The sequence below is a fragment of the Buchnera aphidicola (Anoecia corni) genome, assembly GCF_964056675.1.
Taxonomy (GTDB): Bacteria; Pseudomonadota; Gammaproteobacteria; order Enterobacterales; family Enterobacteriaceae; genus Buchnera_E; species Buchnera_E aphidicola_B.
Window position 1 is genome coordinate 1 of sequence record NZ_OZ060371.1, and the last position, 13,929, is coordinate 13,929.

A 13,929-nucleotide genomic window follows, 5' to 3' on the forward strand; every position below is an offset into this window, starting at 1 on the left:
TTATCCACATTTTATTAATTCTATTTAATAAATAATTTAAAACTCTATTCATAGAATAAATTTATTTAAAATAATTGTCATCTTTTTTAAATTTATAGAATATTAGTATTTTACTAATAGTTAATACTTATAAATTTTAAAGAACTATTCTTTACAGAAGAAACTGTATTTTACGTGTTTTCTATTTATAATTATTACATTCTATTAAATCTCATAGATAGGAGTCGAAAATGTTAGAAATTAACACATTTCAAATTATAGTTGTAGGTGGTGGTCATGCTGGAATTGAAGCGTCATTAGCATCTAGTAGAATGGGATACTCTACATTACTTATTACAAAAAATAAAAACTCTATAGGATCTTTATCTTGTAATCCAGCAATCGGAGGAATAGGAAAAAGTCATTTAGTAAAAGAAATAGACGCTTTAGGTGGAATCATGGCTGAAGCTATCGACAATTCTGGAATTCAATTTAAAATATTGAATTCTAGCAAAGGACCAGCAGTAAGATCTACAAGAGCTCAAGCTGATAAACTTTTTTATAAAAAGTACATTCAAAAAAAATTAAATAAAGAAAAAAATTTAAGTATTCTTGAAAGAGAAGTTACAGCATTAATTATAAAAAATAATACCGTATTAGGTATAATAACTGACAAAAAAGAAAAAATTTATTCTAAATCAACAATTTTAACTATGGGCACTTTTTTAAAAGGAGAATTATATACTGGATTAAAAAAAAAACATGGAGGTCGAACAGGAGATCATTCTTCAATTAAATTAGCAAACTTTTTATCTCAAATTCCACTAAAAAACAATAGATTAAAAACTGGAACACCTCCAAGAATCAAAAAAGATTCTATTAATTTTACAAAATTAGTAGAACAAAAAGGCGATGTTCCTATTCCTCACTTTTCTTTTATAAAATCATCTTTATTCCCTACACTCCCTCAAGTATCTTGCTTTATAACTTATACTAATAAAAAAACTCATGAGATAATACGTGAAAATTTACATAAAAGCCCTATTTATACAGGTTTTTTAAAAGGAAAAGGACCTAGGTATTGTCCTTCTATTGAAGACAAAGTTGTCCGTTTTTCTGATAAATCAAGCCATCAAATATTTTTAGAACCAGAAGGATTATACTCCAATGAAATTTATCCAAACGGGATTTCTACTAGTCTACCCATACCTGTTCAAACAGACTTTGTTCATTCTATCTGTGGATTAGAAAACGCTCAAATAACTCAATTTGGATACGCTGTAGAATATGATTTTTTTGATCCACGAGATTTAAAATTAACTTTAGAAAGTAAAATAGTAAAAGGATTATTTTTAGCTGGACAAATAAACGGAACAACAGGTTACGAAGAAGCTGCTGCTCAAGGAATATTAGCAGGAATAAACGCTGCTCTAAACGTATATAAAAAAAAGTATTGGATTCCTAAAAGACATGAAGCATATTTAGGAGTATTGATTGACGATTTATGTACTCAAGGTGTAAAAGAACCATATAGAATGTTTACTTCGCGTGCTGAACACAGATTAATTCTAAGAGAAAATAATGCTGACTTAAGACTAACTGAAAAAGCTTATAAACTAGGATTAATAAAAAAAAATAGATGGATTGCCTATAATAAAAAACAAGAAATTATAAAAAAAGAAACATATCGAATTAAAAATATAATAATCCCCTGTTCCTCTAAAATACTTAAAAAAAAATTAAAAATACTGATAAGTAAAAAAACAGATGGTTTAACTTTATTAAAAAGACCAGATGTAACATATACTAAACTAATTTCTTTAGATATGTTTCAACCTGGAATTAATCATAAAGAAGCTATTGAAGAAATTGAAGTATCTGCAAAATATTCAGGATATATTCAAAGACAAAATAAAGAAATAAATAAACAAAAACTACAACAAAACTTTTCTTTACCAATATCTTTTAATTATGAAAAAATACCAGGATTATCTAATGAGGCAAAAATCATACTAAACAAACATAAACCTATATCTATTAGTCAAGCTTCTAGAACATTTGGGATTACTCCAGCTACAATTTCGATTTTGCTAATTCATATAAAACGTGGAACTTTTAAATAAATATTTTTTTAAACATATTTGAAATAAATTTCACAATTTTTCATAATTAAATTATAATAATAATCCTATATGACATAGCTTAAAATCTATTTTAAATTAATTTTAAATAGAAAATGTTTTAATCGCTTTCATAAAGTATATATTTGAATTTTATTTCTATATTAAAGACACAATATTTTTTACTTATATATAAATTCAAACTAATAAATTTAATAAACACATATATTGATATTACAATCAATTTTGCATCTTTATGTTATTTATTAACTTTACATATATATTTCATTTAAAATAATTTACTGTATTTTGTATACTATACAATATATATAAAATATGGTTATCTATATATAGTATTTAAATTTTTCATATAATAAAAAAAATTAATACATATTAAATTTTTATACAAAAATCTTTAATTTATAATTTTTTTTAAAATTTATTTCTATTAAAATACAATCTCTTTAAAAAATTAACTATATTTAATAAATATTTTTACATTTCTTTTAAATACATTTTAAATATCTAGATATTTTATCTATCCACTATTTTAAAAAATAAATAATTACGATATAAATAAACTATGTTTATATATCGTAATTATTTTTTTAAAATAAACTTATTGTATGCTTATTAATTTAATTTATTAAATTAATTTACTAATTAGATAATCTATGCGAAGCATACAATATTTTAAAATAAATATTCCATATAGTTTAAACAAGGATTTATAACTATGGATTTTAATACTATTAATAATTCTAAAGAATATATTCTTCACCATTTACATCATTTACAACTTAATTTAAATACTTTTAAAATAGTTAATTTTCATGATACTAAAAATACTTTTTGGATAGTTAATATTGATTCTATAGCCATATCTTTTTTGCTTGGATCTATATTTTTAATAACTTTTTATATAGGATCCAAATCGTTTAATAACGAAAATCCTAGAAATTTACAGATTTTTATAGAAATGGTTATTAATTTTATTGAATCTAATATTAAAGATATGTTTAAAAAAAAAAATGAGTTAATAGCCCCTCTATCTTTGACAATATTTGCTTGGATATTCTTAATGAATTGCATGGACTTAATTCCTGTTGATTTATTTCCATTAATAAGTCAATATGAATTAAAACTACCTTTCTTAAGAATTGTTCCAACCGCTGACATTAATATTACATTATCTATGTCTTTAGGAATATTTTTTTTGGTTTTATTTTATAATATAAAGAACAAAGGATTATTTTCTTTTTCAAAAGAACTAATAACTAAACCATTTTCTCATCCGATTTTTTATATATTTAATCTAATTTTAGAGTGTATTAGCTTATTATCACAACCTATTTCACTAGGATTGAGATTATTTGGAAATATGTATGCAGGAGAAATCATATTTATATTGATATCTGGTTTAATGCCTTGGTGGTCACAATGGACACTTAGTTTACCTTGGGCTATCCTTCATATTCTTGTAATAACTTTGCAAGCATTTATATACATGGTGCTAACTATTGTTTATCTATCTCAAACATGTACAAAGCATTAAATAAATTTTACTTATATGAAACTAAATAATTAAAAAGGAAAATCATGGAACATGTAAATGTTAATTTTATATATATGGCTGTAGCTATTATGATCGGACTATCAGCAATAGGAGCAGCTATTGGTATTGGAATTCTTGGAGGTAAATTTTTAGAAGGAACAGCTAGACAACCTGATTTAACTCCATTAATAAGGACTCAGTTTTTTATTGTCATGGGATTATTAGACGCAATTCCTATGATAACTGTAGGTTTAGCTTTATACATGCTATTTTCTGTAGCTTAATCTTATTATATATAATTTAAATTACATCTTATTAAGAATAATATTAATAACATTACTATTAATCATTTAAATTTTAGAATATACAAATCTTTAAAATCATTTTTTATAAGGAATAGTATTTATGAATCTAAATGCAACTATGATTGGACAAACTATTTCTTTCATTTTTTTTGTATTTTTTTGCATGATATATATCTGGCCACCTATTATTAATTCTATTAATAATCGAAAAAAAAAAATCCGTGCTGGTTTAATTTTTTCTAATCAAGCCAAACTCGATTTAATCCTTGCTAAAAAAACAGCAAAAAAAAAAATTGAAAAAGCAAAAATTTTAGCCATTAACATTATTAATAAAGCTTATAAAAATAAAAATCTTATTTTAAAACAAGCAGAAGATTTAGCAAAAAAAAAAGAAATAGAATCTATTAAAAAAATAAAAACCCAAATAAAATTACAATATCAACAGGAAATTGAAACTTTAAAACATAAAATCACTAAATTATCTATATCTATTGCTGAAAAAATCATTCACAGCTCTGTAGATAAATTAAAAAGCGAAAAAATAGTAAAAAAATTTTTTTCTAACTTTACTTAATAGGTTAAAATGATGAGTATTGAATACAATATATCTAAAATTTACGCAAAAGCTGCTTTTAAATATGCAAAAAAAAAAAATTGTATACCTGAATGGACATCTATGCTTAATTTATCTTCTTTTATTATAAAAAAAAAAATATAAATTATCATTTATCTATATTTTTATCTGAAAAATATACTACAAAAATATTTTTACTAATTACTAGACGTTATATTACTTTACAATTTAAAAATTTTATAAAAATAATAGCTGAAAATAAACGATTTTTACTTCTTCCTAATATATTTAAAGAATTCATTAACTATGTAAATAAAGATAAAAACTTAATTACCGCTAATATTATTTCTTCAAGAACATTAAATGAAGAAAATATACAAAATATTAGAAAGTTTTTAAAACATCGTTTTTTAAAAAAAATAGACTTAAAATTTTTCATTGATCCATCTATAATTGATGGTTTTTTAATAAAAATAAACGATAACGTTATAGATGGAACTGTTAAAAATAATTTAAAAAATTTAAAAAAATTTATATCTTTATAAAAGGATTTAATCTAATGCATTTAAATACTAGCGAAATTACTGACTTAATTAAACAAAGAATAGATAAATTTAAAACTTTCAACGAAACATATAATGAAGGAACAGTTGTTTCTGTAGGAGATGGCATAGTCCGAATTATTGGATTATCAGATGTCATGCAAGGAGAAATGTTATCTTTTCCAAATGATATGTATGGTATGGCTTTAAACTTAGAAAAAGATTCAGTAGGTGCTGTTATATTAGGAGACTATACAAACATATACGAAGGAATGACTGTAAAATGTACTCAAAGAATTTTAGAAGTTCCTGTTGGAAATAACTTTTTAGGAAGAGTAGTCAATAGTTTAGGAGAACCAATTGATGGAAAAGGAAAAATAAAATATGAAAAATTTTCTAAAATAGAAACAACTGCACCAGGAGTGATAGACAGATCTCCTATCACAAAACCATTACAAACTGGCTATAAATCTATCGACACTATGACTCCTATAGGAAAAGGTCAACGCGAACTTATTATAGGAGACAGACAAACAGGAAAAACTACTCTAGCTATAGACACTATTATTAATCAAAAAAAAGAAAATATAAAATGTATCTATGTAGCAATAGGAAAAAAATTGTCTACCATACTTAACGTGGTTACGACTTTAGAAAAGTATAATGCTTTAGACTATACTATTATCGTATCTTCATCTTCTTCAGAAGCAGCTGTATTGCAATATTTAGCTCCATATTCTGGTTGTACTATGGGTGAATTTTTTAGAAATAAAGGAGAAGATGCACTAATTATATACGATGACTTATCTAAACATGCTATTGCATACCGTCAAATTTCTCTATTACTAAGAAGACCTCCAGGAAGAGAAGCTTTTCCTGGAGATATATTTTATCTTCATTCTAGATTATTAGAAAGATCTTCCTCTGTTACAAAAGACTATGTAGAAAAAAAAACAGGAGTTAAAAAAACAGGTTCATTAACAGCTCTTCCTATAGTTGAAACTCAAGCTGGAGATATTTCTTCTTTTATTCCTACAAATATTATTTCTATCACAGATGGTCAAATATTTTTAGAATCAAATCTCTTTAATGCAGGAATTAGACCTGCAATTAATCCAGGAATTTCGGTATCCAGAGTTGGAGCAGCTGCCCAAACTAACATCATAAAAAAATTTTCTAGTAATATTCGAACTTCATTAGCTCAATACAGAGAATTAGCTTCTTTTTCACAATTTTCATCTGATCTAGATATTGCTACTAAAAATCAGTTAATCTACGGACAAAAACTCATCGAACTGTTAAAACAAGATCAACATAACCCTTTAAGTGTTCAAGAACAAGCTATTCTAATAATAGCAGCAGAAAAAAAATTACTGAGCGATGTCGAAGTTAATAAAATTCGTCTTTTCGAATCACTACTTCTAACTTATTTTAAAACATATCATAAAAAATTATCAGATACAATTGGATCTAAAGGATTATATAACTCTGAAATTGAATCTGACCTAATAAATTGCATTAAATTATTTAAAAAATCTGTTTCTTGGAAATCTTTTTAATGGTTTTACTAACTTTCTAAATTTTAAAAAAAAAGGAATTTATAATGCTTTGTACTAAAGAAATTAAAAATAAAATTTATAGTATAAAAAACACACAAAAAATAACAAAAGCTATGGAAACAATATCAAGTATAAAATTAAAAAAAAATCAATTAAAAATTAATACAATGCGTCCTTACTTAAATGCTCTTCAAACAATGATTGATAATTTAAAAAAAGGACACCTAGAATTCAAACACTTATTTTTAAAAACTAGAAAAGTGAAAAATGTAGGAATTATAGTTATTTCTAGTAATAAAGGATTATGTGGAAGTTTAAACAATAATTTATTAAAAATAGTACTGAATACTATAGAAAAATATAAAAAAAATAATATTAACGTAAAATTCAATATATTGGGAGAAAAAGCATTCTATGCTCTAAATACTATTTTCAAAAAAAATATTTTTAATTTTCAAAAAGTAGAAGAAAATTTAACTATTTCTAAATGTAAAACCTATTATAATAACTTCTTACAAGAATATATTGATAAAAAAATTGACCAAATTTTAATCGCATATAATAAATATAACAATACTATTTTTTATACTCCTATAATTATTCAGTTATTACCTATACAACCAGAAAAAAAAAATAATAAAGAAAACAATTGGGATTATATCTACGAACCACATGATCAAGAAACTTTAAATAAACTATTACACCACTATGTAGAAATAATGATGTACCAAATAATTTTAGACAATCTATCTAGCGAACATTCAGCACGCATGATAGCTATGAAAACAGCTAATGATAATAGTAATAATATAATAAAGCACTTAGAATTAGAATATAATAAAACTCGTCAATCCAGTATTACTCAAGAACTTATTGAAATTATATCAGGTGCGTCTACGGTAAATTTAAATTAATATATATATAGGTGATATAATATGAAAACAGGTGTAATAGTTCAAATAATTGGTGCAGTAATAGATGTAAAATTTTCCTCTAAATTCATTCCAAAAATATATCATGCTCTACAGGTAGATACTATTAAAAAAACTTTAATTCTAGAAGTACAACAACATTTAGGAAGTGGAATTGTTAGAACTATCGCTATGGGATCTTCTGATGGTTTTAAACGTGGATTAAGAGTAAAAAATTTAAACCATTGTATACAAGTTCCAGTAGGAGAACCCTTGCTCGGACGAATTATTAATGTTTTAGGAGAACCTATCGATGAAAAAGGACCAATACAAACGAAAAATAAAAACATTAATTTAGAAAAATGGGATATTCATAGACCAGCACCAAAATATATTGAACAATCTGCGTCTCAAGAAATTTTAGAAACTGGAATTAAAGTAATAGATCTTATGTGTCCTTTTTCTAAAGGAGGTAAAGTTGGGCTGTTTGGTGGAGCTGGAGTTGGAAAAACCGTTAATATGATGGAATTAATTAGAAATATTGCCACAGAACATCATGGGTACTCTGTATTCACTGGAGTTGGAGAGAGAATACGAGAAGGAAGTGATTTTTACAAAGAGATGAAAGATTCTTCCGTACTAGATAAAGTAGCACTGGTATATGGACAAATGAATGAACCTCCTGGAAACAGATTAAGAGTAGCTTTAACAGGATTAACCTTAGCAGAAAAATTTAGACACGATGGGAAAGATGTATTATTGTTTATTGATAACATATACCGTTTTACTCTTGCTGGAACTGAAGTATCTGCTCTTTTGGGAAGAATACCTTCTGCTGTAGGATACCAACCTACTTTATCTGAAGAAATGGGTATTTTACAAGAACGTATTACATCAACAAAAAAAGGTTCCATTACTTCTATACAAGCTGTTTATGTTCCAGCTGACGATCTTACCGATCCGTCTCCAGCTACTACTTTTTCACATTTAGACTCTACTATTACTCTTAGTCGTCAAATAGCATCTCTAGGAATATATCCTGCTGTGGATCCCTTAAGCTCTACTAGTCGTCAGTTAGATCCAGATATCATAGGAAAAAAACACTACCAAACAGCTAACTCTGTAAGAACAATTCTACAACGGTACCAAGAACTAAGAGACATTATAGCGATTCTAGGAATAGATGAACTTTCTGAAGAAGATAAAACTATTGTTAGTAGAGCTCGTAAAATACAACGTTTTCTATCTCAACCTTTTTTTGTAGCAGAAATATTCACTGGATATACTGGAAAATATGTAAGCTTAAAAAATAGTATTTCAGGTTTTAATAAAATAATTACAGGAGAATTAGATCACTTACCTGAACAATCCTTTTACATGGTTGGATCTATTGAAGAAGCAATAAAAAAATCTAAACTATTATAATCTTATATATTAAATATATTCCTTGTATATTAAAAATATAAATTTATTTATTTTAAAATTTATATAATTTTACATAAATCTTATATAGTTATAAATTAAAATGAGAAATCAGTATGGAATTACATCTCAATTTAGTGTCTATGACACACAAGAGTTTTTATGAAAAAATAAAATCAATTAAAGTTCCTGGAATTGAAGGAGAATTAAATATATATCCCCAACATGCTCCTCTTCTTACAACTATAAAACCTGGTATTATATCTATAATTAAAAGTAATAATACTATAAAATATATATATATATCTTCAGGAATATTAGAAGTACAACCATTTTTAATAACTATTTTAGGAAAAACAATACTACAAAAAAAAGATATAGATATAAAAAAAATTACAAAAAAAATTACTACGATAAAAAAATGTATAAACAACACTCAATTATTTTCAAAAAAAATGAAAATAACACATCAGTTAAAAAAACAATTAGCTAAATTAGAATTACTAAATATTAGTAATATATAGGAATTATTTGTACTTTATAATTCTTTAGTATTTCACGGTAGGAAATTATTTTAGCCTACCGTTTAATTAGACTAATTCTCTTTATTTAACGTTTTTTAAATTTCAATATATATATGAATATAAAATTCAAAGAAAGTATTATTTTCTATTAAAAATGTTTTTTGTCTGCCTAAATATCAATGTTTTTAGCCTTTAATGCATTTAATTCTATGAAAGCTCTACGCGGTTCAACAGTATCCCCCATTAAAACAGTAAATAGTTTGTCTGCTGATTTTGCATCTTCTACTCTAATATTTAACATACGTCTAGTTTTAGGATTCATAGTCGTATTCCACAACTGATCTGGATTCATTTCTCCTAATCCTTTATACCTTTGTATATAAATATTTTTTTGAGATCTTTTAAACAATTTTAATAAAACTTTTTCAAAATCCTCAATCAAATATTCTTTTTCATTATCTCGAATAACAAATTTATTTTTAATAAAGTACCTTAATTGTTTGCTAAATAAATAAATATCTTCATATAATTTACTATTAAAAAAACCTTCGTCTAACTCACAAATTTTACTCTTTCCATACTCAAAAATCTTTAATATAGGTTTGTAATTAATATTATCTATATTTTTTTTTACTATTCCAGAATAATGAATGTTCCCTACGTTTCTTATATTTAAATATTTAATCAAATTCATAGTCCATTGATATGTCTTTATTTTTTTTTTTCTATTACAACGTTTTTGATGTAGTAATGCATTTAAGACATTACAAGGAGTATTTAAATTAGACATGTTTATTAACTTTTGAATTTTCAAATATCTTCTCAAAAATTTTTTTAATTCATAATTTCCATTTTTATCAATCTGTGTTCTATTTAAATTATTAGATAGCACTATATTTTCTAATGCTGTATTAAATTGAAATTCTTGCATTTCTACATCATCTTTTATATATTTTTCTTTATTACCTTTTTTTACTTTATATAATGGAGGTTGAGCTATATATATATGGCCTCCGTCTATTAGTTCTGGCATTTGTCGGTAAAAAAAAGTTAGTAATAAAGTTCTAATATGAGAACCATCTACATCAGCATCAGTCATAATAATAATTCGATGATAACGTAATTTTTTTGGATTATATTCATATTTTCCAATTCCACATCCTAATGCGGTAATTAAAGTAGCTACTTCCTGCGAAGAAAGCATTTTTTCAAACTTTGCTTTTTCTACATTTAAAATCTTTCCTTTCAAAGGAAGAATAGCTTGGTTATTGCGATTTCTACCTTGCTTTGCTGATCCTCCAGCTGAATCTCCTTCTACTAAATATATTTCAGACAAAGACGGATCTTTTTCTTGACAATCAGATAATTTTCCTGGTAATCCAGTCAAATCTAAAATATTTTTTCTACGAGTCATTTCTCTTGCACGTTTTGCAGCTTCACGAGCTCTTGCTGCTTCTAATACTTTATTAACTATTATTTTAGCATCATTAGGATTTTCTAATAAAAATTCTAAGAAATATTCATTCATTAATGATTCTACTGCAGATTTTACTTCTGAAGATATTAATTTATCTTTTGTCTGAGAAGAAAATTTTGGATTTGAAGATTTTATTGAAATTACTGCAACTAGTCCTTCTCTCGCATCATCACCTGTTGTGTTAACTTTATTTCTTTTTAAGTAACCTTCTTTTTCAATATAACTGTTTAAAGTTCTAGTCATCGCTGATCGAAATCCAGCTAAATGAGTTCCACCATTAGGCTGAGGTACATTATTTGTAAAACAATTTATATTTTCTTTAAAAGAATTATTCCACTGCATAGCTATTTCAACTTTTGTATTACATTTTTTAGATGAAAAATAAAACATCTTTCCATGAATATTTTTTTTTTTTTTATTTAAATATTTTACAAAAGCTTTTATCCCACCTTTAGCAAAATAATGCTCATTTATTTTTTTTTTTATATTTTTTAAATATATACTTACCCCTGAATTTAAAAAAGAAAGTTGACGCAATCTGTTAGATAATACACTAAATTGAAATTTAAAAATATTTGAAAAAATCTTACTGCTAGGCCAAAACCGAATTTTAGTTCCTGTTTTTTTCGTATTTCCTACTTCTAGTAAATTATTATTTGGAATACCATTTCGATATGTCTGCTTGAATATTTTCTTATCTCTATAAATAGTTAATTCTAATTTTTCCGACAATGCATTAACAACTGAAACACCAACCCCATGTAATCCTCCTGAGACTTTATAAGAATTATCATCAAACTTTCCTCCAGCGTGTAATACAGTCATTATTACTTCTGCTGCCGATACCCCTACTTCTGGATGAATATCTACAGGAATTCCTCTACCATTATCTTTTACAGATATAGAATTATCGACATGCATTTTTACATTAATTTCTTTACAATATCCAGCTAAAGCTTCATCTATAGAATTATCAACTACTTCAAAAACCATATGATGCAACCCACTTCCATCATCAGTATTTCCAATATACATACCAGGACGTTTCTTTACAGCATCTAATCCTTTCAAAATTTTTATATTTGATGAATTGTACAAGTGTTTCATAAAAATCCTTATTATTATTTAAACTACCAAACATCATTGTTTATAAAACTACAATAAACTTAATGAAAATATACATAAACTAAATAAATATACTAATTCTAAATTTTATTTGTTACTGAATTATTTAAATTTTAAAAAATGATAAATATGTCACTTGTTATATTTTATTCTAATAAATAAATTTTTTTCTTATCGAATTTCATAAATTTATCTATTATTAATAGAATTTATTATAAAATTAAAGGCATGATAATATATATTGAATTAGAATCAGTTTTGTCTTGAATATGAATATTGTTAACAGGATTATTTAAAAAAATTATTATATTTTCTCCTAAAATAGCATTTAACACATCCAATATATATTTTACATTTACTCCAAACTCTATCGGAGTACCTAAATAATTAATTTTTATAAATTCTTTAGACATTTCATTTGAAGAATTTTTAGCAACTATAATTAACTTATTATTATTAATTGAAATATGCGCCCCATTAAACTGTTCATCGGATAAAATTAAAGCTCGAGTTAATATTAACTTTAATAGCTTTGTATTAATTTCTATTTTGGAACAAAAATTATTTAACACTACATTAGTATAGTTTGGAAATTTCCCATCAATTAGTTTTGATTTCAAAATTGTATTATTTACTTGTATAAAAATATTTTTATAATCAATTTCAAAAAATATTAAACCTTTATTTTCTTTTATAATTTTAATTATTTCTAAAATAGCCTTTCTAGAAATTATAATAGAAAAATTTGATATATTTAAATCTTTTTTTATACTTACTAATGCCATTCTATGTCCATCTGTAGCAACAGTTTCTAACTTACTATCTTTATATAAAAAAAATATTCCGTTTAAATAATGCCGTATGTCATTATTCCCCATAGAAAATACTATAGATTCAACTAAATATCGAAATGTTTTTTTAGAAATAGAGAAACATATAGATTTATTTATATCTTTAAATAACGGAAAATTTTCTGAAGACATAGTACATAATTTAAAATAACTATTTTTGTAATTTATAATAATTCTATTACTATTTTTTTTAATTCTTATACACATTTCTGAATCTTTTGGGAAAACTTTACATATTTCTAATAATTTACGTCCAGACGTAATAAACTCGAAGTCTAAAACACTTGAAAATGAATCAATTATAGAAGTTATTTCAACATCTAAATTAGTACTAATTAAAACTAATTTATTAGATTGCGATTTTATTAATATGTTTTCAATTACTACCATTGTTGGATTTTTAGCAACAATAGATATGATTTTTTTTACTGAAGATAATAATAAATCTCTATTTATTGTTAATTTCATATTTTTAATAGAAGTAAACTCTTAATAAGAATTATTGATAATTTAACATTTTTTTCAAACTAATTAAAAAATATAATTTATTCTTTATATGAATAATTCTAACTATTGGTTATACTTGTACGTTAAATGTTTCTATATAAAATACAAATATCTATATAAACAATATTACATATGTTATAAATGAACAATTTAAATTATGTGAAATACATGTATTTATACTGTATTTATTGTCAATAATACATGATTATTATAGTTGTTAATGTCTATTAAATTTTAGATTATTAAACATATATATATATGTTTATGAATGCATTAATCATCTGTGTTTTTTATGTTTTTGTATGAGTGTAATAGATTTCATACTTCCATAAATATAAAATATACAGTATATTACATGCCTAAAACACGATCTTAAACATTTAAAAAAAATTTATACTATTAATTAAATTTATTTATTATTTTTACTTATAAATAGAATATTAATTCTACAAATTTTATTTAAAATTTATTAAAAACG

Annotated in this window: 12 protein-coding genes; 10 read left to right on the forward strand and 2 right to left on the reverse strand. The window is 24.3% G+C overall.

The window, feature by feature from the left end; genetic code table 11:
• The first annotated feature begins 230 nt into the window (after positions 1–230).
• From mnmG to atpC, 10 genes are all read left to right on the forward strand, one after another.
• Positions 231–2,102: a tRNA uridine-5-carboxymethylaminomethyl(34) synthesis enzyme MnmG gene (gene mnmG, locus AB4W63_RS00005; RefSeq protein ID WP_367680991.1), complete on the forward strand. Its 1,872-nt coding sequence runs from the start codon at positions 231–233 to the stop codon at positions 2,100–2,102.
• Positions 2,103–2,835: 733 nt separating this feature from the next.
• A complete protein-coding gene (gene atpB, locus AB4W63_RS00010; RefSeq protein ID WP_367680992.1) occupies positions 2,836–3,654 on the forward strand; it encodes a F0F1 ATP synthase subunit A in 819 nt (272 codons plus the stop codon).
• 44 nt (positions 3,655–3,698) lie between these two features.
• On the forward strand, positions 3,699–3,938 hold the full coding sequence (gene atpE, locus AB4W63_RS00015) for a F0F1 ATP synthase subunit C (protein ID WP_158341557.1): 240 nt from the start codon (positions 3,699–3,701) through the stop codon (positions 3,936–3,938).
• A gap of 121 nt (positions 3,939–4,059) precedes the next feature.
• A complete protein-coding gene (gene atpF / locus AB4W63_RS00020; protein ID WP_367680993.1) occupies positions 4,060–4,533 on the forward strand; it encodes a F0F1 ATP synthase subunit B in 474 nt (157 codons plus the stop codon).
• A gap of 9 nt (positions 4,534–4,542) precedes the next feature.
• Positions 4,543–4,677 (forward strand): hypothetical protein, encoded by a 135-nt coding sequence (locus AB4W63_RS00025; RefSeq protein ID WP_367680994.1) that lies wholly within the window; start codon positions 4,543–4,545, stop codon positions 4,675–4,677.
• Positions 4,678–4,691: 14 nt separating this feature from the next.
• The gene (gene atpH / locus AB4W63_RS00030; protein WP_367681213.1) at positions 4,692–5,078 is read left to right on the forward strand and encodes an ATP synthase F1 subunit delta; all 387 of its coding nucleotides are present in this window, start codon (positions 4,692–4,694) and stop codon (positions 5,076–5,078) included.
• 14 nt (positions 5,079–5,092) lie between these two features.
• Positions 5,093–6,634, forward strand: coding sequence for a F0F1 ATP synthase subunit alpha (atpA, locus tag AB4W63_RS00035; RefSeq protein WP_367680995.1), 1,542 nt, complete (start codon positions 5,093–5,095; stop codon positions 6,632–6,634).
• A 44-nt stretch (positions 6,635–6,678) separates the two neighbouring features.
• Positions 6,679–7,548 carry an ATP synthase F1 subunit gamma gene (atpG, locus tag AB4W63_RS00040; protein WP_367680996.1) on the forward strand — a complete coding sequence of 290 codons (870 nt, stop codon included), beginning with the start codon at positions 6,679–6,681 and terminating at the stop codon, positions 7,546–7,548.
• A 21-nt stretch (positions 7,549–7,569) separates the two neighbouring features.
• A complete protein-coding gene (atpD, locus tag AB4W63_RS00045) occupies positions 7,570–8,970 on the forward strand; it encodes a F0F1 ATP synthase subunit beta (RefSeq protein WP_367680997.1) in 1,401 nt (466 codons plus the stop codon).
• Positions 8,971–9,083: 113 nt separating this feature from the next.
• A complete protein-coding gene (atpC, locus tag AB4W63_RS00050; RefSeq protein WP_367680998.1) occupies positions 9,084–9,491 on the forward strand; it encodes an ATP synthase F1 subunit epsilon in 408 nt (135 codons plus the stop codon).
• A gap of 169 nt (positions 9,492–9,660) precedes the next feature.
• Here the strand turns inward: atpC and gyrB are convergent, their stop codons facing one another.
• Both gyrB and dnaN read right to left on the reverse strand, forming a co-directional pair.
• Positions 9,661–12,075, reverse strand: coding sequence for a DNA topoisomerase (ATP-hydrolyzing) subunit B (gyrB, locus tag AB4W63_RS00055; RefSeq protein ID WP_367680999.1), 2,415 nt, complete (start codon positions 12,073–12,075; stop codon positions 9,661–9,663).
• 230 nt (positions 12,076–12,305) lie between these two features.
• Positions 12,306–13,412, reverse strand: coding sequence for a DNA polymerase III subunit beta (gene dnaN, locus AB4W63_RS00060; RefSeq protein WP_367681000.1), 1,107 nt, complete (start codon positions 13,410–13,412; stop codon positions 12,306–12,308).
• Between the last annotated feature and the right edge of the window lie 517 nt (positions 13,413–13,929).